Source organism: Microbacterium sp. RU33B, from assembly GCF_900155915.1.
Lineage (GTDB): Bacteria > Actinomycetota > Actinomycetes > Actinomycetales > Microbacteriaceae > Microbacterium.
Genome location: NZ_FTPO01000003.1, coordinates 338,479 through 357,545, shown reverse-complemented (window position 1 = coordinate 357,545; position 19,067 = coordinate 338,479). Strand labels below are relative to the sequence as shown.

The window sequence follows — 19,067 nt, the reverse complement described above, 5'->3', positions numbered from 1 at the left end:
TGACGGCGCGTCGGCCGCCTGTGCTAGGGTGCAACTCGCGATATATCGTGAGAAGGCGACCGGGGCGGAGACATGGCAGACGACAGCAGGGCGCACGACGCCGACACCCGTGCGACCGACGCCGCGGCCGCCGACCCAGCGGCCGTCGCTCCCGAAGCATCCGCCCCCGAGCCCGCCGACCCGCCCCGATGGCTGCGCCGCACCGTCGCGTTCCTGGCGGGGCAGACCGTGAGCCTCTTCGGGTCGATGCTCGTGCAGTACGCCGTGTTCTGGTACCTCACGATCACGTACCAGTCGGGCCTCATCATGACGCTCGCGGCGGTCTTCGGATTCCTCCCCCAGGCGATCGTGTCGATCTTCGGCGGCGTCTGGGCGGATCGCCACAACCGCAAGCTCCTCATCATGGGGGCGGATGCCGCGATCGCGGCCACGACGCTGACGTTGGCGATCATCATGATGACGGGCGTGGACGCCGTCTGGCTGATCTTCGCGACGCTGGCGATCCGCTCGGCCGGTGCGGGCATCCAGACCCCGGCCGTCTCGGCCCTCCTCCCCCAGGTCGTGCCGACGCGCCACCTCATCCGCGTGAACGGCGTCTTCGGCTCGGTGCAGTCGGCGATGGCGCTGCTCGCGCCCGCCGCCGCCGGCGCGATCTACGCCGCCGCCGCGATCTCGAACGACGGCTCGGCGACATCGCTGATCCCGATCTTCTTCATCGACGTCGTGACGGCGATCATCGGCATCGGCATCCTCGCCTTCATCGCCGTGCCTACGATCCGTCGCGCCGCCGACGTGCAGACCGGGTACTTCGCCGACCTCGTCGACGGGGTGCGCTACGTCGCGCATCACGCGTTCGTCCGCTGGCTGCTCGTGCTGTTCGCCATCATCTTCGTGCTGACCGTGGCGCCGTCGAACCTGACGCCCCTCATGCTCGTGCGCTCGTTCCCGGCGGGTGCGGCGCAGGATGTCGTGAACCTCGCCGTGCTCGAGGTGTCGTTCTCGATCGGCATGGTGCTCGGCGGCATCCTGATCGCGACGTTCTTCGCGAAGCGCAGCCGCATCGGACTCATCATCACGTCGTCGCTCCTGTTCGGCGCCCTCTCGATCGGACTCGGCCTGTCCCCCAGCATCTGGGTGTTCTTCGGGTTCATGTTCCTCACCGGCCTGATCGTGCCGTTCTTCTCGACTCCGTCGATGACGCTGCTGCAGGAGACGGTCGAGCCCGAACGGCAGGGCCGCGTCTTCGGCTTCGTCGGCATCGTTATGTCGGTCGCCATGCCGTTCGGGATGCTCGTGTTCGGCCCCCTGGCCGACGTCGTGCCGATCGAGATGCTGCTCGTCGCGGCGGGCATCCTGACGTTCGTCGTCGTGGGCGCCGCCGTGGGGCTGCCCGCCGGGCGCCGCGCAGTGGCGGCGGCGCGTCAGGCGGCCGGCGCCGCCGACCCCGCGTCGGGCGCGGCGGCAGCCGAGTCGGCGATGCACGAGTCCGACCGGGTCTGAGCCGGGTTCGGCGCGGCCCGGGCTCTAGGCTCGCGTCATGCTCCTCACCGATCCCGTCGCGCTCGAGAACGAGTGGGTGCGCCTCGAGCCGCTCTCACTCGATCACGCCGACGACCTCGCCGCGGCATCCGTCGGGCTCGAACACGCCTGGTACACGTCGGTCCCCTCGCCCGAGACGATGGCGGCGGATGTCGCGCAGCGCCTCGCGTGGCGGGACGCCGGGACGATGAACCCGTGGGCCGTGCGGCGCCGCGACACGGGGAAGGTCGTCGGCACCTCCACGTTCTGCAACATCGACCAGCAGAATCGTCACGTCGAGATCGGCCATACGTGGATCGGCGTGGAGGCGCAGCGCTCGGCCGTGAACACCGCGTCGAAGCTCCTGCTGCTCGGCCACGCGTTCGAGGCGTGCGATGCGATCGCCGTCGAGTTCCGCACACACTGGCACAACCGCCAGTCGCGGGCCGCGATCGCCCGGCTCGGCGCCCGGCAGGACGGCGTGCTGCGCAACCACAAGCTGGGCCCCGACGGCACCCTGCGCGACACCGTCGTCTTCTCGATCCTGCCCGCCGAGTGGCCGGCCGTGCGCCTCGGCCTGCGCGAGCGACTCGCGCAGGGCTGACCGCACCCGGAACGACCGGCGCGCGAGGCGCAGACCCCGCCCGCGCCGCCCGGATCAGCCGTCGATGACGGCGACGAGCTCGTCGAGGAAGGCCGTGAACCCGGTGCCGCGACGCACGATGCGCTGCACCGAGTCGCGCTCGCTGAACACCTCGACGAACTGCTCGAACACGGTCTGGAAGGCCTCGCGGTCGGTCTCGGAGAACGCCACGAGCGCCACGACCTGCACGCGCCCCTCCCCCCACGGGATCGACGGATCGGCGATCCCGATCGCGATCTCCGTACGCGTCGCCGTCATGCCCAGCGCGTGCGGAACGGCGAGCGCGTCGGTGAACGCCGTGGACGACAGCTGCTCGCGCTGGATCGTGCGCTCGACGTAGTCGTCGTCGATGACGCCGCGATCCACCAGCAGCGCGCCGAGGCGCCGGATGACCTCGTCCTCCGTGAGTCCGTCGAGCCCGCGCACGAACGCCGTGGGCGAGAAGTAGCGCGACAGCTCGTCGCGCAGGCGTGCGAGGCGCCGGCCGCGACGGATGCGTCCTGCCGCAGCCTGCACGCGCTCGACGTCCGCCCCCGTCAGGAACGGCTGGATCCGCACGATCCGATCGCCCGGGACCGCCGGCTCGATCGTGGTGAGCACGAGGTCGGTGTCGATCGACGCCCAGTCGGGATCGACCCGGGTCTCGACGCCGACCACTTCGATGGCCTGGCCGAGCGAGCGGTCCACCGACGAGCGCAGCAGCTCGTGCAGCTCGTAGTACCCCGGGCACACGATGGTCGCGGTGAGGAGCTGGTCGGCGCGGCGGCTGCGTTCGAGGCGCCCGCCCACGTGCATCGCGATGTAGGCGATCTCATCGTCGAGGAGCGGGATGCCGAGCCGCTGCTGCAGACCGGAGGCGATGAACACCGCGACCTCGAAGATCATCGGGTACGTGGCCTTGAGCGAGCGCGTCAGGGGATTGCGCGACCACGCCTGCTCCTTCGACCGGTGGAGCAGGTTCTGCACGTGCAGCGCGAGGCGCAGGAGGAAGTCCTCGTGCACGACGTCGACGAGGAACTCGGATGCCGCGAGCCCGACGACCTCGCGCACCGCCGCCTCGACCTCGGGGTCGAGCCGCTCGCGCGCGGCAGCCGACGGCGAGGCCCCGGGCGCGACGACCCGGGTGAGCACGAGCGTCGACAGGTGCTGCACGTCGCCTGCGCCCAGCTCGATGCCCAGATGCGCCGACGCCAGGCGTGCGAGGATCGCGCCGACCTCGGCCTGATCGGGCTTGACGTCGCGCACCACGGTCTCCAGCGCCCGGTCACGGGCGACCCGGTCGGCCGCGATGGCGATGTGCATGACGACATCAGAGATGCCGTACTCGTTGACGAAGTAGCCGAGCGCGCCGAGCTCGGCGACGAGTTCGGCCTTGAACGGACCGAACGCGCGGGCGCCGACCGACTCCGTGCCGAGCGTGCGGCGGAGCGCTTCCAGGTCGAACGATCCCGCATCCATCTCATCGTGCGCGAGCCGCGACAGGAGGCGGCGCTGCGCCGCTTCGGTCCCCCGCAGACGCGCACGGGACGCCGACCGCTCGAGCGTGAGCTCGGTGCCCCCGAGAAGGCTCCGCACGCGCGCGAGATCGGCGTCGAGGGTCGCCGAGCTCACGTGCAGCGACTCGGCGGTCTCGAAGACGTCGATGCCGTCCGACGAGTCCAGGAGGAGCCGCACGAGCGTGTGCAGCCGGTCGCGGGGAGTTCCGGCATCCGTCGCCGCGCCGGCGCGCTGCGCGGCGGCAGCCTCGGATCCGATGCGATAGCCGAGCGGACCCGACTCGATCGCCGCACCCCCGGGCACGCGGGCGTTGACCGCGGTGACATAGCTGCGGATGCTGCGGGGCGTGACGCCCAGCACATCGGCGAGCGTCGCGGCTGTGGCCCACTCGCCGTCGCGCGCGAGGAGACCGAGCAGGCGGTCCTGGCGCGCTCTGGTCACGATGCTCCTCCGGCGACGCGCGCCGTCCTCGCTGCGCGCGTCTCCAGTCAACCACGCGCGACGGGCGGCGACCCCGATCCGCGTCCCCGCGGGCACGGATCGTTCCGCAGGGGCGGAAACAGACGTGGTTGTCCGTTCCCAGCGTTTTCACAAGAATCGACGCAGAGGAGTTGAGATCAATGCGGATTCTCGTGGTGTGCGGCGCGGGCGCGTCGAGCACGTTCGTCGCACAGCGGGTGCGTCATGCGGCGCAGAACCGCGGTCTCGCGTACTCCGCCTTCGCCGGCACCGAGCTCTCACTCCCGATCGATCTCGATGCCGCCGACGTCGTCCTGGTGGGTCCGCACCTCTCTCATGCGCTGGAGCGCATCGAGCGGGATGCCGTCCCCCGCGGGACGACGGTGATCCTGCTGCCGCCGGACATCTTCACCGATCTCGACGGCACGCGGACGCTCGCACTCGTCCGCGACGCGGTCGGAAGCTCCGGGGGGAACCTTCCGACCGCGGGCGGCGTGCCCTCCGCGCGTCCTGTAGACGCGCGGCCTTCGACAGGCGACGCTGAGGACACCGACTCATGACGTACGACAGAGAGGACAACGACATGGCCCCCACGACCCGGACCGTGCGCATCGGTTCATCCCACGGACTGCACGCCCGTCCCGCGAAGCTCTTCGCGGCCGCCGCCAAGGACTCCGGCATCCCGGTGACGATCGCCAAGGACTCGGGCACTCCGGTCAACGCCGCGAGCATCCTCGGGGTCATCTCCCTCGGCATCGAGCACGGCGACTACGTCACGCTGTCGGCCGAGGGCGAGAACGCGGTCGACGTACTCGACACGCTCGCCGACCTGCTGTCCACCGACCACGACGCGGAGGCCTGAACCATGCCCGAACTCAGAGGAGTGGGAATCGGCCTGGGCGTCGCACAGGGCCCGGTGGCCCGGATGTCGGAGCCGCTCCCGGCTCCGAGCGACGCACCGAGCGAGAAGACCGCCGACGAGGAGACGGCGCGCGTCCGCGAAGCCGTCAGCGCGGTCGCCCGCGAGCTCGAGGAGCGCGGAGCCAAGGCGGGCGGCGCCGCCCGCGACGTGCTCGAGGCCCAGGCGATGATGGCCGAGGACCCGACCCTCGAGTCCGAGGTCGACACCAGGATCGGCCAGGGGAAGACCGGCGAATGGGCCGTGTACGACGCCTTCGCGTCGTTCCGCGACCAGCTGACGGCGATGGGCGGGTACCTCGGCGAGCGCGCGGCCGACCTCGACGACGTCGCGCAGCGCGTCATCGCCCACCTCCGCGGAGTGCCGGCACCCGGCGTGCCCGACCCCGGCCACCCGTTCGTGCTCGTCGCCAAGGACCTCGCACCGGCCGACACCGCTCTCCTCGACCTCGACAAGGTGCTCGCACTCATCACGACCGACGGCGGCCCCACATCGCACACGGCGATCCTCGCCCGTGAGAAGTCGATCGTCGCGATCGTCGGCGTGGCCGCCGCCGCGGCACTCGCCGAGGGCGAGCCGGTCATCGTGGATGCCGCGAAGGGCGTCGTGACGACCGCCCCCACCGCCGACGAGCTCGAGCAGGCGCAGAACCGCGCCGACGCGCGCCGCGACGCGGCATCGGCTCCCCTGACGCCGGGCGCTCTCGGCGACGGCACGCCGATCCCGCTGCTGGCGAACCTCGGCAAGCCCGGCGGCGCGGCCGAGGCCGTCGAGCTCGGGGCCGAGGGCGTCGGACTGTTCCGCACCGAGTTCCTCTTCCTGAGCTCCACGAACGCCCCGACCGTCGAGCAGCAGCGCGAGGCGTACACCGAGCTGCTGGACGCGTTCCCCGGCAAGAAGGTCGTCGTCCGCGCGCTGGATGCCGGAGCCGACAAGCCGCTCGCGTTCCTCAACGACGCGCACGAGGAGAACCCCGCGCTCGGCCTCCGCGGCCTGCGCGCGCTCCGGGCGAGCGAGGACATCCTGCGGGAGCAGCTCACGGCGCTGCAGCAGGCGGATGCCGCGACGCAGGCCGATCTGTGGGTCATGGCGCCCATGGTGGCCACGGTCGAGGAGACGCGCTACTTCACCGACCTGTGCCGCGACTACGGCATCAAGACGGCCGGCGTCATGGTCGAGGTCCCCTCGTCGGCACTCCTCGCCGACCGCGTGCTGGCGATCGCCGACTTCGCCTCGATCGGGACGAACGACCTCACGCAGTACACCCTGGCCGCCGACCGTCTGCTCGGCTCGGTCGCATCATTCCAGGACCCGTGGCACCCGGCGGTGCTGCGCCTCATCCGTGAGGTCGGCGATGCCGGCCGCACCAACGGCAAGCCGGTCGGCATCTGCGGCGAGGCCGCCGCAGATCCGCTGCTCGCCGTCGTTCTCGTCGGTCTCGGCGCGAACTCCCTCTCCATGGCACCGACCGCGCTGGCAGATGTGCGCGCGTCGCTGCTCGACTACACCCTCGACGATGCCCGCGTCATCGCCGAGGCGGCTCTCACGGCGGACGACGCCGCGGGAGCACGCTCCGCCGCGCTGGAAGCCGCGGCAACCCGAAAGAAAGAGACACAGCCATGACAACGGCGTCTTCACCCGCAAAGACCGGACCGGGTGCACGCGTACGCGTGCAGCGCTTCGGCACCTTCCTGTCCGGCATGATCATGCCGAACATCCCCGCCCTGATCGCGTGGGGCATCTTCACGATGTTCTTCATCGCGAAGGGCTTCACCCCCAACGCCGACCTCGCCACGATCGTCGGCCCGTTCATCCACTACCTGCTGCCCCTGGTCATCGGCTACACCGGCGGCTACATGATCTACAAGCAGCGCGGTGGTGTCGTGGGCATCATCGCCACGATGGGCGCGATCGCGGGTTCCGACCTGCTGATCGCACAGTTCAACGCCGCGGCACTGGCGGAGAACCCGGATGCCGGCGAGCTCGGCCAGGTGCACATGTTCATCGGCGCGATGATCATGGGCCCCCTCGCCGCGTGGACCATGAAGTGGCTCGACTCGCTGTGGGACGGCAAGATCCGCTCGGGCTTCGAGATGCTCGTCAACATGTTCTCGGCGGGCATCTGGGGCTTCGTGATGGCGATCGTCGGGTTCTACCCGATCGCGTGGCTCGTCAACGGCCTGATGAACGTGCTGAGCAACGCGGTGAACTGGCTCGTCGAGGCGAACCTGCTGCCGCTGACGAGCATCCTGATCGAACCGGCGAAGGTGCTGTTCCTCAACAACGCCATCAACCACGGTGTGCTCACGCCGCTGGGTCTCACGCAGTCCGAGGCCGACGGCAAGTCGATCCTCTTCCTGCTGGAGGCCAACCCCGGCCCCGGTCTCGGCCTGCTCCTCGCGTTCACGTTCTTCGGCATCGGCGCAGCCCGCGCCTCCGCCCCGGGCGCCGCGGTGATCCAGTTCGCCGGCGGCATCCACGAGGTGTACTTCCCGTTCGCGCTGATGAAGCCGAGCCTCATCCTCGCCCTGATCGCCGGTGGCGCCACGGGTGTCACCACGAACATGCTCCTCGGCGGCGGTCTGGTCTTCCCTGCCGCCCCGGGCAGCATCTTCGCGGTCAGTGCGGCGGCGGTGGCCGGCGGCGTGCCGAACCTCCTCGTCGTACTGCTGTCGGTCGTGCTCGCCGCGGTCGTGACCTTCCTGGTCGCGAGCGTCATCCTGCGGGCCTCCCGCAAGCGCGACCTGCTCGCCGAGGGCGACGCGTTCGCCAGCGCGGTGTCGCAGACGGCCGCCAACAAGGGCAAGTCGTCGGCGGCGCTGGACGCCCTCCGTGCGGCGGACCCCGGCGACCGTGAGGCCGTCCGCGAGGCGCAGGAGGCCGTCGACCGTCTCGAGACCGAGGCCGAGACGGGCGGGATCGCCGACGGCGGGATCGTGGCGACGAAGCAGATCACGAACATCGTGTTCGCCTGCGACGCCGGCATGGGCTCGTCCGCCATGGGCGCGAGTGTCCTGCGCAACAAGATCAAGAAGGCCGGCATCGAAGGGGTCACGGTCGTCAACAAGGCCATCGCGAACCTCGACGGCACGGCCGACCTGGTCATCACGCAGAACCAGCTGATCGACCGCGCACGCACGCAGACGCCCGGTGCGATCCACGTGTCCGTCGACAACTTCATGAACTCTCCGAAGTACGAAGAGGTCGTCAAGCTCGTCGAGGACCAGAAGCACGGCGCGTAGCAGAGACCGCTTCGGAGCCGGGCCGGCGTGATGCCCCCGGCTCCGAAGCCTCCGCCGTGGGGACCCGGCCGCGCAGTCCGGGCCCCGACGGGAGAGACTGGTCTCACGACGCCGTCCGCGACGACGGCATCGGGTGACAGCATCCGAAACCGAAGAAAGGCGAAGACCATGGCACGTGACGTCCTCCAGATCGGGCAGGTGCGCATCCACTCCGGCAGTGCGAGCCGTGAAGACGCGATGCGGGAAGCCGCCGACATCCTCGAATCGTCCGGCGCCGTGACCAGCGCCTACTTCGACGCGATGCAGCAGCGCGAGGAGACCGTCTCCACCTACATGGGCAACGAGCTCGCCATCCCCCACGGGACCAACGAGACCAAGAGCGCGATCCTCGCCTCGGCGCTGTCGGTCGTGCGCTACGACGGCGGCGTCGACTGGGACGGCAACCCCGTGACGTTCGTCATGGGCATCGCCGGGAAGGGCGATGAGCACCTCGAGATCCTGTCCGCGATCGCCATCCTGTTCTCCGACGAGGACGAGGTCGAGCGTCTGAAGGCGATCGATTCGCCCGAGGAGCTGTTCGCCGCTCTGGCCGGGTCGGTGAACGCGTCGTGAAGGCCGTCCACTTCGGCGCCGGCAACATCGGGCGCGGATTCGTGGGCCTGCTCCTCCACGAAGGCGGCTACGAGGTGGTGTTCTCGGATGTCGCGTCCTCGCTGGTCGACGCGATCAACGCGGCGGACTCCTACACCGTGCACGCCGTGGGCGAGGGCGGCGGCGACACCGTCGTCACGGGATTCCGCGCGATCAACAGCGCGGCGAACCCCGCCGAGCTCGTCGAGGAGATCGCCGGGGCGAACGTGGTCACCACGGCCGTCGGCCCCACGATCCTGAAGTTCGTGGCGCCGCCCATCGTGGCGGCGCTCGCGCTGCGCGACCCGTCGTCTCCGCCGCTGCAGATCATGGCGTGCGAGAACGCGATCAACGCGACCGACATCCTGCGCGAGGAGATCATGCTGCAGGCCGGTGACGCGTGGGACGCCCTCGCATCGCGTGCCGTGTTCGCCAACACCGCCGTCGACCGCATCGTCCCCGGACAGCCCGAGGGGGGCGGGGTCGACGTCACGGTCGAGCCGTTCTTCGAGTGGGCGATCGAGCTGCCCCCGTTCGGCGACGATCCGCCCACGATCCCCGGCGCGCACTTCGTCGACGACCTCGCGCCGTACATCGAGCGCAAGCTGTTCACCGTCAACACCGGCCACGCCACGACGGCGTACTTCGGCGCCGAGGCGGGCATCGAGCGGATCTCCGACGTCCTGGCCGACGAGGCCATCGCCGCGAAGGTGGCGGCGACCCTCGAAGAGACCTCGGCGCTCCTGGAGGCCAAGCACGGGCTCGATGCCGCGGAGCTCGCGGCGTACCGCGCGACGATCCTGAACCGCTTCCGCAACCCGCTGCTCCCCGACACCGTCGGTCGCGTCGGACGCCAGCCGCTGCGCAAGCTGTCGCGCCACGAGCGCTTCGTCGGACCCGCGGCCGAGGCCGCCGAGCACGGTCTGGGCGTCGACGCGCTCGTCGCGGCGATGGCGGCCGCCCTGCGGTTCGACGACGCCGAGGACGAGCAGTCGGTGTCCCTGCAGGCCGCGCTCCGCGAGCAGGATGCCGAGGACTTCACGGCATCCGTCACCGGTCTGGACACCGACCACCCGCTGTTCCCGCGGGTGCAGGCGATCGTCGAGGCCCGCCAGGCCGAGCTGGCCGGCTGAGCACTCCCCGGGGGTCACAGGCGCCACGTAGACTTGCCGCCCGTGACCCCCGACTCCCCCGCGCCGTCGCCGAAGCCTCGCCGCCGCGGCCGCCGCATCCTCCTGTGGATCCTCGCGTCGATCGGCGCGCTCCTCGTGGCCGCCGTCCTCGGCCTGGTCGTGTGGAGTCAGGTCGGCGTCATGGCCGCCGAACCCGAGCCTCTCGCGGCCGTGCGGGCCGACGACCGCATCGTCGTGACCGACGACGGGGGCGCGATCGTGCTCTCCCCGGCATCCGGAGCCACCGACGTCGGGCTCGTGTACATCCCCGGCGCGAAGGTCGACGCCTGGGCCTACGCGTCGAAGATGTCGGGCGTCGTGGCAGAGGACGGCGTGACCGTCGTGATCACGAAGCCGTGGCTCAACCTCGCGTTCTTCGACCTGCGACCGCTCTCGGCCTTTACCGACCTCGCCCCCGACGTCGACGTGTGGATGGTGGGCGGCCACTCGCTGGGGGGCGTGCGCGCATGTCTTCTCGCTGAGGACGCCGATGCCCTCGTGCTGTTCGCGTCGTACTGCTCGAACGACCTGTCGGGCACGGATCTCCCCGTGCTGAGCATCGCAGGGTCGGAGGACGGATTGTCGACTCCGCAGAAGATCGCGGATGCCCGGCCGCTGCTGCCCGCCGATGCGATGATGATCGAGATCCCGGGTGCGAGCCACGCCTCGTTCGGAGACTACGGCCCCCAGGCGGGCGACGGCACGCCGACGATCTCGGATGCCGACATGACGGCACAGCTCACGGAGGCGGTCGGCGCCTTCGCCGGCGGACTCCGGCAGTGATCCTGCTGGCGTGCGTCGCGGCCTTCGTCGCGGCGGTCATCCAGCGCATCACGGGTCTCGGCTTCGTGCTCGTCCTGCTCGGCCCCGTCGTCCTCCTCTTCGGACCCGTCGAGGGCATCACGATCGGCCTCCTCCTCGCCCTCGTCGCGTCGTCGTCCGCGGTGCCGCTCGTGTGGCGGGAGGTCGAGTGGAAGCGCACGTGGTGGCTCGTGTGGCCGGGTCTCGTCGCCTCACCGTTCGCCGCCGTGCTCGTGCGTGTGCTGCCCGATGCGGCGCTCCTCCTCCTCATCGCGGCCATGGCGTACTTCGCGCTCGTCGCGGGGTGGATCCCGGCCCTGTCGACTTCGCTCCAGGGGCGTGCGGGCGCGGTCGTGGCGGGCTCGGCCGCGGGCTTCATGCACGTCGCGAGCGGGCTCTCCGGCCCGGCGCTGGCCGCGTACGCGGTCGGCGACAGATGGGAGCAGCGCCGGTTCGCGGCCAGCGTGCAGGTGATCTTCGTCGCCTTCAGCCTCGTGTCGGTCGCGCTGCGGGGCCTTCCCGCCTCCCCCGCAGGAGACGTGTGGCTCCTGGTCGCGGCGACGGTCGGAGGCATCCTCGTCGGCACCCTCCTCGCGCGTCTCGTGCCCGCACGCGTCGCCCGGCTCGCGATGCTGTCCATCGCCTGGGCGGGCGCGACCGTCGTGCTCGTCCGCGGAATCCTGGCCCTCCTCCCCGTGTGATTCGCACCTCGGTTAACAGCGGCTAACATCGAGGGGTCGCACGGGCACTGGGGCCCGGGACGAAGGAGTGGCACAGCGATATGGGCGATCCGACGTACGCCGTCATCGGGGCAGGGCCATCGGGCCTGTCGGCAGCACGGGCGCTGCAGAAGGCCGGCATCGACTTCGACGGCTACGAGGCTTCGCGCGGTGTCGGGGGGCTCTGGGACATCGAGAATCCGCGGTCCACCATGTACGAGTCCGCGCACCTGATCTCCTCGCGCACGACGACGGAGTTCGCCGAGTTCCCCATGGACACCACGGCCGACTATCCGAGCCACCGCACCCTCATCCGCTACTTCCGCGACTTCGCCGACCGATTCGCACTCACCGAGCGGTTCCGCTTCGATACGCGGGTCACCTCGGTCGCCCGGGAGGACGACGGCACCTGGATGCTGCGAGCCGCCGGTGCCGCGGGGCCGGTCGAGAAGCGCTACGCGGGGATCGTCCTGGCCAACGGCACCCTCGCCGAGCCGAACGTCCCCACCTTCCGCGGCGAGTTCTCCGGCGAGCTCATGCACACATCGGAATACAAGACCGCGACGCAGCTCACGGGGAAACGCGTACTCATCGTCGGCGCCGGAAACTCCGGCTGCGACATCGCGGTCGACGCCGTGCACCACGCGGCATCCGTCGACATGAGCGTGCGCCGCGGGTACTACTTCGTGCCGCGCTATCTCTTCGGCCGCCCCTCCGACACCCTCAATCAGGGCAAGCCCCTGCCCGCACCGCTCAAGCAGTTCGTCGACCGGCGCGTGCTGAAGGCCTTCACCGGCGACCCCGTGCACTTCGGGTTCCCCAAGCCCGACTACAAGATCTACGAGTCGCATCCGATCGTCAACACGCTGATCCTCAATCACCTCGGCCAGGGCGATCTGCAGATCAGGCCCGACATCGACCGATTCGACGGCGACACGGTGCGCTTCCGCGACGGCTCGTCCGGCGAGTACGACACGGTGCTGCTGGCGACGGGCTACACCCTCGACTACCCGTTCGTCGATCGCGCCGAGCTCAACTGGACGGGCTGGTCGCCCCGGCTCTTCCTCAACGTCTTCCCGCCGTCGTTCAACGGTCTCTTCGTCATGGGCATGATCGAAGCATCCGGCATCGGCTGGCAGGGGCGCTACGAGCAGGCGGAGCTCATCGCCGCCTACCTCTCCGCTCCGCCGTCCCGGCAGGCGGCCTTCCGCGCGCGTGTGGCAGGCGAGCCCTGGCCCGACCTGACCGGCGGATACCGCTACCTCGGCCTCGAGCGCATGTCGTACTACGTCAACAAGGACGCCTACCGCTCCGCTGTGCGCGCCGCGACGACGCAGCTGCGTGAGGTTCCGGATGCCGGGGTCCCGGCGAAGCGCCGACGCATCCGGCGATCATCCCTCCGTCCGACCTCGAAGGCGAGCTCATGAACATCGACGACGTCGTCCTGAACTTCACGCCCGGGACGCTGATGATCCTCAACGTCGTCCTCGGCCTGATCATGCTGGGCATCGCGCTCGACACCACGCCCGACGACTTCCGCGTCGTGCTGCGCCGCCCCAAGCCCCTCGTCATCGCGATCCTTGCGCAGCTCGTCGTGCTCCCGGCCGTGACGTTCGGCCTCACGCTCGTGCTGCGGGTGTCGGCCTCGATGGCGCTCGGCATGATCCTCGTGGCGTGCTGCCCGCCGGGGAACATCTCGCAGGTGCTGACGCACCGATCGGGCGGCAACGTGGCCCTGTCGGTGTCGATGACGGCGGTGGGGAACCTGATCTACATCTTCGCGCTGCCGCTGTCGATCGCATTCTGGGGATCGCTGCGCGACGACACCCGCGCCCTCCTGCAGGCGGTCTCGCTCAACGGCTGGCAGATGCTCGTCGAGATCCTCCTCATCATCGGCCTGCCTTTCGTGGTCGGCCTCACCGTGCGGGCGAAGCTGCCGGCGCTCGCGAAGCGCGTCCAGCCGTTCGTGAAGTGGTTCAGCCTGATCGCGCTGGTCGGGTTCATCGTGGCCGCGCTGGCCGGCAACTGGGCGTACTTCATCGCGTTCATCGGCGTGATCCTCGCCGCCGTCGTCATCCACGACGCGGTGGCTCTCGCGATCGGGTGGTCGACCGCCGCTGTCGGCGGGCTCGGCACGCGGGAGCGCAAGGCGATGACCTTCGAGGTGGGCATCCGCAACGCGGGGCTCGGCCTCGGCCTGGTCTTCACGTTCTTCGGCGGCCTCGGCGGCATGGCCATCGTCGCCGGCTGGTGGGGCATCTGGGACATCATCGCGGGGTTGGTCGTCGCGGCGCTGTGGGCGCGGCACACGAAGCGCCGCACCGGCTCCGTCCGCGGTGATGCGACCCGGCGCGGGCTCGCCGAGGCGGCGGAGGCGGCATGAGCGCCGGAGCTCGCGTCCTGGTCACCGGGGGCGCCGGATTCCTCGGCTCGCATGTCGCAGCGGCGCTCGTCGCCCACCCCGGCGTCGCCCTCGTCGTGGCCGGGGATGTGCGCCGGCCGGAGCATCCGCTCGACGGTGTCGTGTACGAGGACTGCGACGTGACCCGGCCGGCCGGCATCGTGCCCCTTCTCGAACGGCACGGGATCGACGTCGTCGTCCACCTGGCCGCGATCGTGAACCCCGGCCGCGACCACGAGCTCGAGTACCGCGTGGACGTCGACGGGTCCCGCCACATCCTCGAGGCGTGCGTCGCCGCCGGCGTGCGCCGAATCGTCGTGTCGTCGTCGGGTGCCGCGTACGGCTACCACGCCGACAATCCGGACTGGCTGCGCGAGAGCGACCCCGTGCGCGGGAACGACGAGTTCGCGTACTCGAAGCACAAGCGACTGGTCGAGCAGCTCCTGGGCTCGTTCCGCTCGGCGCACCCCGAGCTCGAACAGGTCGTGTTCCGCATCGGGACGATCCTCGGCCCGACGGTGCGCAACCAGATCACGGCCCTCTGGGACGGCCCTCGGCTCCTCGCGATCCGGGGATCCGAGTCTCCCTTCGTTTTCGTCTGGGTCGACGACGTCGCCGCCGCGATGGCACGCGCCGCGACCGACGGCCCGCCGGGCATCTACAACGTCGCCGGCGACGGCAGACTGACCGTGCACCGGATCGCCGAGCGGCTGGGCAAGAAGACGCTCACCGTGCCCGCCGGTCTCTTGGCCTTCGGCCTCCGCGTGGGCCGCGCACTGCGGCTCACGGTGCACGGCCCCGAACAGGTCGGATTCCTCCGGTACCGGCCCGTGCTCGCCAACGACGCCCTGAAGACCGAGTTCGGATTCACCCCGTCCAAGACCTCGGCCGAGGCCTTCGAGGCCTACCTCGCGACCCACCCGGACGTCGCCCGCCGCTGACGCGCGGCCCGGGCCGCGATGCTCCCGACCCCTTCGTCAGCGCGCGCAACTCCTTTATTCCTGCGTCACGCGGGCGTGTCGAACCACGAACACGCCGTCCCGGATCGATATCTGAGGAGTTGCGCACGCGGCGCTGGCGCTCGGCGGCTCCTCCCCGGACGGCGCCGACATCCGCTCATCCCCGGACTGATCCCCTCGCGAAGGACGCCCTGTCACGCGGGATTTGAGTGGCGGGATGCCGAACCGACTGCAATCCGCACGACGACTCCTCTCGACGACCTCGTACAGCTCGGCCGCCCTCGCGGCGCGCGGCCTCACGCGCCGCTCCCTCGCCCGAGCTGTCCGCGACGGCACGATCCTCCGACCCCGGCGGAATGTGTATGTGGCCTCAGGTACGAGCCCCCAAATGGTGCGCGCCGCGCGCCAGGGCGGGCGGCTCGACTGCGTCTCGCTGCTCGCCGAACTCGGCGTCTTCGTCCAGGGCGACGGGCGCCTGCACATGCAGGTGAGCGTGGGGATGAGCCGGATACCGCCGACGGCGCACGACGTCCGGCGGCACTGGCGCCGAACGACGGTCGAGAGCCGGTGTCTCGCGACGTCACTCGTCGAGGCGCTCGCGCAGGCGTGCCGATGCCAGTCGCCGCGCGACGCGATCGCGACGCTGGACAGCGCATGGCACCTTCGGCTCGTCGACGAGCACGATCTCGCAGCGGTCTTCGCGCTTCTTCCCCGCCGCTACCGGCGCCTGCGTCCCCTGCTGGACCGCCGCAGCGAGTCCGGCCCGGAGACGATCCTACGGTTGATGCTTCGAGGACTCGGATGCTCCGTCGAGCTGCAGGTACGCATCCCCGGAGTCGGACGAGTCGACTTCGTCGTCGACGGATGGCTCATCGTGGAGTGCGACAGCAGAGCTCACCACGAGGGGTGGGAGGCCCAGAAGCGCGATCGACGACGCGACATCGCCGCGGCATCCCTCGGCTACACGACGATCCGGCCCCTCGCCGAGGACATCCTCTACCGGCGCGAGGAGACGCTGGCCGTGCTGAAGACCGTTCTGCAGTCGCGGGACACCCGGGCGGGTGCACGCAACTCCTCATCCGGGACTCCGCAGCGGCGTGTCGCACCCTGAACACACCCGGGAACCTCAGTTGATGAGGAGTTGTGTGCACACGGATGCCGAAGAAGGGCGGACGGAGCGACCGCCCGCCATCCCCCACCCGGACTACGAGTCGAAGCCCTCCGCGATGAGCTCGATCAGCTCCTCGCGCTCCTCCACGGGCAGGAACGCGCCCGCGGCGGCGTTGAGCTGGAACGTCTCGAGATCGTCGAGGTCGTACTCGAACGTCTCGGCCAGCACGGCGAGCTCGCGCGTGAGCGACGTTCGGCTCATCGTGCGGTTGTCGACGTTGACCGTCACGGCGAAGCCCAGCTGGTACAGCAGGTCGAAGGGGTGGTCCTCCATGGTCGTGCCCCAGCGCTCGATCGCCCCGGTCTGCAGGTTCGACGACGGCGACAGCTCCAGCGGGATCTCGCGGTCGCGCACCCAGCGTGCGAGGTCGCCGAACTGCACGAGCACCTCCTCGCCCGAGCGCTGCACGACCTCGAGGTCCTCGGCCAGGCGCACGCCGTGGCCGAGACGCAGCGCACGACCGTCGATGAGCGCCGAGCGGATCGAGTCGAGCCCCGCGGCCTCGCCGGCATGCACCGTCGTGGGGAAGAACTCCGACGCGAGGTAGTCGAACGCCGCGCGGTGCCGTGAGGGGAGGAATCCGTCCTCGGGACCGGCGATGTCGAATCCGACGGCCCCGCGTCCGCGGAACTCGACCGCCAGACGCGCGATCTCCAGCGAGCGGTCGGTGTGGCGCATCGCGGTGATGAGCTGACCCACCCGGATGTCGTGCCCGGAACGGTCCGCCGCATCCTCGCCCTCTTCGATGCCCTCCTGCACGGCCTCGACGACCTCGGCGAGCGTCAGTCCGCGCGTGAGGTGCTGCTCCGGCGCCCAGCGCACTTCGCCGTAGACGACGCCGTCGGCCGCCAGGTCTTCGACGAACTCGCGGGCGACCCGGCGCAGCCCCTCCGGCGTCTGCATCACGCCGACGGAGAGGTCGAAGGTCTTCAGGTACTCCACGAGCGAGCCGGAGTCGCTCTTCTCCGCGAACCAGTCTGCGAGGTCGTCGGCATCGTCCGACGGCACCTCGAGGCCGAGGTCGTCGGACAGCTCGATGATCGTCGCGGGCCGCACGCCGCCGTCGAGGTGGTCGTGCAGCGAGACCTTGGGCAGGCTCCGCAGCGAGACCCCTTGGATGACGGCGTCGCCGTGCTGTTCGATCGGCATGGAATTGGTCTCCTGTTGTTCGGGATCGGGCCGTCCCTGCGACGAGCTCAGGGACCGGACGAGACTACGCGGTGATGCGCTCGAGCACGAGCGGGACGGATGCCGGGGCCTCGGCCCCGATCTCCCACGCGCCCTCGAGGGCGTCGATCGCGCGCGGGAACCTCGATGCATCCTCCGCCGACAAGGTGAACAGCGGCTGACCGGCGGTGATGGGATCGCCCGGCTTGACGTGGAGGTCGACGCCCGCGGTGGCGACGACCGGATCCTGGGGTCGCGCGCGTCCGGCGCCGAGACGCCAGGCTGCGACGCCGAAGGGCAGGGCGTCCATGCGGGTCACGACGCCGGAGGCGTCGGCCACGACCGTGTGGGTCTCGCGGGGCGTGGGCAGCGCGGCATCCGGATCGCCGTCCTGCGCGCGGATCATGGCCCGCCACACATCCATCGCCCGGCCGTCCTTCAGCGCGGCGTCGACGTCGGCGTCGGGCTGCCCGGCGAGGGCGAGCATCTCCCGGGCGAGTGCGACCGTCAGCTCGACGATGTCGGCGGGGCCGCCGCCGGCGAGCACTTCCACCGATTCGCGCACTTCGTTGGCGTTGCCGATCGCGAGGCCGAGCGGGGTGTTCATGTTCGTGAGGAGGGCCGTCGTCGACACACCCGAGTCGGTGCCGAGCGCCACCATCGTGCGGGCGAGCTCGCGCGCACGGTCGATGTCCTTCATGAAGGCGCCCGATCCGAACTTCACGTCGAGCACGAGGGAGTCGGTGCCCTCGGCGATCTTCTTCGACATGATGCTCGATGCGATGAGCGGGATCGCCTCGACCGTGCCGGTCACGTCGCGCAGCGCGTACAGCCGCTTGTCGGCGGGGGCGAGGCCGGAACCTGCGGCGCAGATGACGGCGCCCACGTCGGCGAGCTGGGCGAACATCTCCTCGTTCGACAGCGCCGCACGCCAGCCGGGGATCGACTCGAGCTTGTCGAGCGTGCCGCCGGTGTGACCGAGACCGCGGCCCGACAGCTGCGGCACCGCGACGCCGAAGGCGGCGACGAGCGGGGCGAGCGGAAGGGTGATCTTGTCTCCGACGCCGCCGGTGGAGTGCTTGTCGACGGTCGGCTTGCCGAGCTCGGTGAAGCTCATCCGCTCGCCGGACGCGATCATGGCCTCCGTCATGACGCGGATCTCGTCGCGCTCCATGCCGTTGAGGAACACGGCCATCGCGAACGCGGCCATCTGGGAATCGGTGACGTACTCGCGGGTGTAGGCATCCACCATCCACCGGAGGGCGTCCTCGGCCACGGCGCCGCCGTCGCGCTTGGCATGGATCACGTCGACGGCGTCGAACGGCTCGACGGCGCTCATCGCGGCGCGTCCTCGAGGTCGCGCGGGCCCCAGGCATCCGGCAGCACTTCGTCGATCGTCCGGATGCCCGACACGGTCTCCAGCAGCATGCCGGGGATCGCGAACTCGAACAGCAGCTGGCGGCAGCGACCGCACGGCATGATCGTCTCGCCCTCGCCGTTGACGCACACGAACGCCACGAGGAGTCCGCCTCCCGTCATGGCGAGATCCGACACGAGACCGCACTCGGCGCACAGCGTCACGCCGTACGACGCGTTCTCGACGTTGCAGCCCTGCACGATGCGGCCGTCCGACACGAGGGCCGCGGCACCCACCTTGTAGCGCGAGTACGGTGCGTACGCACGCTGCATCGCCTCCGTCGCGACGGCGCGCAGCTCGTCCCAGTCGATGTCGGTCATTGCTCCCCTTGGGTGTGGACGGATGCCGCAGC

The 19,067-nt window shown here is 70.5% G+C and carries 18 protein-coding genes; 14 read left to right on the top strand and 4 right to left on the bottom strand.

What is annotated here, in order from left to right; genetic code table 11:
* Positions 1-72 precede the first annotated feature (72 nt).
* Complete coding sequence (locus tag B0B14_RS15030) at positions 73-1,500, top strand: MFS transporter (RefSeq protein ID WP_076683318.1); 1,428 nt, start codon at positions 73-75, stop codon at positions 1,498-1,500.
* A gap of 37 nt (positions 1,501-1,537) precedes the next feature.
* Positions 1,538-2,122 (top strand): GNAT family N-acetyltransferase, encoded by a 585-nt coding sequence (locus B0B14_RS15025; protein ID WP_076683316.1) that lies wholly within the window; start codon positions 1,538-1,540, stop codon positions 2,120-2,122.
* Between the two features lie 54 nt (positions 2,123-2,176).
* Here B0B14_RS15025 and B0B14_RS15020 read toward each other — a convergent pair whose 3' ends face one another.
* A complete protein-coding gene (locus B0B14_RS15020; RefSeq protein ID WP_076683314.1) occupies positions 2,177-4,099 on the bottom strand; it encodes a BglG family transcription antiterminator in 1,923 nt (640 codons plus the stop codon).
* 179 nt (positions 4,100-4,278) lie between these two features.
* Between B0B14_RS15020 and B0B14_RS15015 the strand changes: the two genes are divergently transcribed.
* The 12 genes from B0B14_RS15015 to B0B14_RS14965 all read left to right on the top strand — a co-directional run bounded on the left by B0B14_RS15015 (position 4,279) and on the right by B0B14_RS14965 (position 16,071).
* Positions 4,279-4,677, top strand: coding sequence for a PTS sugar transporter subunit IIB (locus B0B14_RS15015; RefSeq protein WP_256714408.1), 399 nt, complete (start codon positions 4,279-4,281; stop codon positions 4,675-4,677).
* 23 nt (positions 4,678-4,700) lie between these two features.
* Positions 4,701-4,979, top strand: a complete 279-nt coding sequence (locus tag B0B14_RS15010) for an HPr family phosphocarrier protein (protein WP_076683655.1) — start codon at positions 4,701-4,703, stop codon at positions 4,977-4,979.
* 3 nt (positions 4,980-4,982) lie between these two features.
* Positions 4,983-6,659, top strand: a complete 1,677-nt coding sequence (ptsP, locus tag B0B14_RS15005) for a phosphoenolpyruvate--protein phosphotransferase (RefSeq protein ID WP_076683312.1) — start codon at positions 4,983-4,985, stop codon at positions 6,657-6,659.
* On the top strand, positions 6,656-8,278 hold the full coding sequence (locus B0B14_RS15000; RefSeq protein ID WP_256714407.1) for a PTS mannitol transporter subunit IIBC: 1,623 nt from the start codon (positions 6,656-6,658) through the stop codon (positions 8,276-8,278). Before ptsP ends, B0B14_RS15000 begins: the two co-directional genes overlap by 4 nt.
* A 168-nt stretch (positions 8,279-8,446) precedes the next feature.
* Positions 8,447-8,890 (top strand): PTS mannitol transporter subunit IIA, encoded by a 444-nt coding sequence (locus B0B14_RS16840; protein ID WP_256714406.1) that lies wholly within the window; start codon positions 8,447-8,449, stop codon positions 8,888-8,890.
* The gene (locus B0B14_RS14995; RefSeq protein ID WP_076683309.1) at positions 8,887-10,041 is read left to right on the top strand and encodes a mannitol-1-phosphate 5-dehydrogenase; all 1,155 of its coding nucleotides are present in this window, start codon (positions 8,887-8,889) and stop codon (positions 10,039-10,041) included. The genes B0B14_RS16840 and B0B14_RS14995 overlap by 4 nt, the downstream gene beginning before the upstream one ends.
* Before the next feature lie 42 nt (positions 10,042-10,083).
* Positions 10,084-10,863, top strand: a complete 780-nt coding sequence (locus B0B14_RS14990; RefSeq protein WP_076683307.1) for an alpha/beta hydrolase — start codon at positions 10,084-10,086, stop codon at positions 10,861-10,863.
* Positions 10,860-11,582 (top strand): TSUP family transporter, encoded by a 723-nt coding sequence (locus B0B14_RS14985; RefSeq protein WP_076683305.1) that lies wholly within the window; start codon positions 10,860-10,862, stop codon positions 11,580-11,582. The genes B0B14_RS14990 and B0B14_RS14985 overlap by 4 nt, the downstream gene beginning before the upstream one ends.
* An 80-nt stretch (positions 11,583-11,662) precedes the next feature.
* Positions 11,663-13,027 (top strand): flavin-containing monooxygenase, encoded by a 1,365-nt coding sequence (locus B0B14_RS14980; protein WP_076683303.1) that lies wholly within the window; start codon positions 11,663-11,665, stop codon positions 13,025-13,027.
* Positions 13,024-13,983 (top strand): bile acid:sodium symporter family protein, encoded by a 960-nt coding sequence (locus B0B14_RS14975; RefSeq protein WP_076683301.1) that lies wholly within the window; start codon positions 13,024-13,026, stop codon positions 13,981-13,983. The genes B0B14_RS14980 and B0B14_RS14975 overlap by 4 nt, the downstream gene beginning before the upstream one ends.
* Positions 13,980-14,942, top strand: coding sequence for an SDR family oxidoreductase (locus B0B14_RS14970; protein ID WP_076683299.1), 963 nt, complete (start codon positions 13,980-13,982; stop codon positions 14,940-14,942). Before B0B14_RS14975 ends, B0B14_RS14970 begins: the two co-directional genes overlap by 4 nt.
* 406 nt (positions 14,943-15,348) lie before the next feature.
* The gene (locus B0B14_RS14965; protein WP_256714405.1) at positions 15,349-16,071 is read left to right on the top strand and encodes an endonuclease domain-containing protein; all 723 of its coding nucleotides are present in this window, start codon (positions 15,349-15,351) and stop codon (positions 16,069-16,071) included.
* Positions 16,072-16,164: 93 nt separating this feature from the next.
* On the opposite strand, the gene B0B14_RS14960 is transcribed toward B0B14_RS14965, so the two are convergent.
* The 3 genes from B0B14_RS14960 to B0B14_RS14950 form a co-directional block, all read right to left on the bottom strand.
* Positions 16,165-17,280 carry an adenosine deaminase gene (locus B0B14_RS14960; RefSeq protein WP_076683297.1) on the bottom strand — a complete coding sequence of 372 codons (1,116 nt, stop codon included), beginning with the start codon at positions 17,278-17,280 and terminating at the stop codon, positions 16,165-16,167.
* A gap of 64 nt (positions 17,281-17,344) precedes the next feature.
* Positions 17,345-18,637 (bottom strand): thymidine phosphorylase, encoded by a 1,293-nt coding sequence (locus tag B0B14_RS14955; RefSeq protein ID WP_076683295.1) that lies wholly within the window; start codon positions 18,635-18,637, stop codon positions 17,345-17,347.
* Positions 18,634-19,035 (bottom strand): cytidine deaminase, encoded by a 402-nt coding sequence (locus B0B14_RS14950; RefSeq protein ID WP_076683293.1) that lies wholly within the window; start codon positions 19,033-19,035, stop codon positions 18,634-18,636. Before B0B14_RS14950 ends, B0B14_RS14955 begins: the two co-directional genes overlap by 4 nt.
* Positions 19,036-19,067: the final 32 nt, after the last annotated feature.

Coding starts and splice junctions, on each gene's coding strand:
- B0B14_RS15030 (WP_076683318.1), top strand. CDS start 73: ATGGCAGACGACAGCAGGGCGCACGACGCCGACACCCGTGCGACCGAC.
- B0B14_RS14965 (WP_256714405.1), top strand. CDS start 15,349: ATGGTGCGCGCCGCGCGCCAGGGCGGGCGGCTCGACTGCGTCTCGCTG.
- B0B14_RS16840 (WP_256714406.1), top strand. CDS start 8,447: ATGGCACGTGACGTCCTCCAGATCGGGCAGGTGCGCATCCACTCCGGC.
- B0B14_RS14960 (WP_076683297.1), bottom strand. CDS start 17,280: ATGCCGATCGAACAGCACGGCGACGCCGTCATCCAAGGGGTCTCGCTG.
- B0B14_RS15015 (WP_256714408.1), top strand. CDS start 4,279: ATGCGGATTCTCGTGGTGTGCGGCGCGGGCGCGTCGAGCACGTTCGTC.
- B0B14_RS15025 (WP_076683316.1), top strand. CDS start 1,538: ATGCTCCTCACCGATCCCGTCGCGCTCGAGAACGAGTGGGTGCGCCTC.
- B0B14_RS15010 (WP_076683655.1), top strand. CDS start 4,701: ATGGCCCCCACGACCCGGACCGTGCGCATCGGTTCATCCCACGGACTG.
- B0B14_RS14955 (WP_076683295.1), bottom strand. CDS start 18,637: ATGAGCGCCGTCGAGCCGTTCGACGCCGTCGACGTGATCCATGCCAAG.
- B0B14_RS14950 (WP_076683293.1), bottom strand. CDS start 19,035: ATGACCGACATCGACTGGGACGAGCTGCGCGCCGTCGCGACGGAGGCG.
- B0B14_RS14980 (WP_076683303.1), top strand. CDS start 11,663: ATGGGCGATCCGACGTACGCCGTCATCGGGGCAGGGCCATCGGGCCTG.
- ptsP (WP_076683312.1), top strand. CDS start 4,983: ATGCCCGAACTCAGAGGAGTGGGAATCGGCCTGGGCGTCGCACAGGGC.
- B0B14_RS14975 (WP_076683301.1), top strand. CDS start 13,024: ATGAACATCGACGACGTCGTCCTGAACTTCACGCCCGGGACGCTGATG.
- B0B14_RS14970 (WP_076683299.1), top strand. CDS start 13,980: ATGAGCGCCGGAGCTCGCGTCCTGGTCACCGGGGGCGCCGGATTCCTC.
- B0B14_RS15000 (WP_256714407.1), top strand. CDS start 6,656: ATGACAACGGCGTCTTCACCCGCAAAGACCGGACCGGGTGCACGCGTA.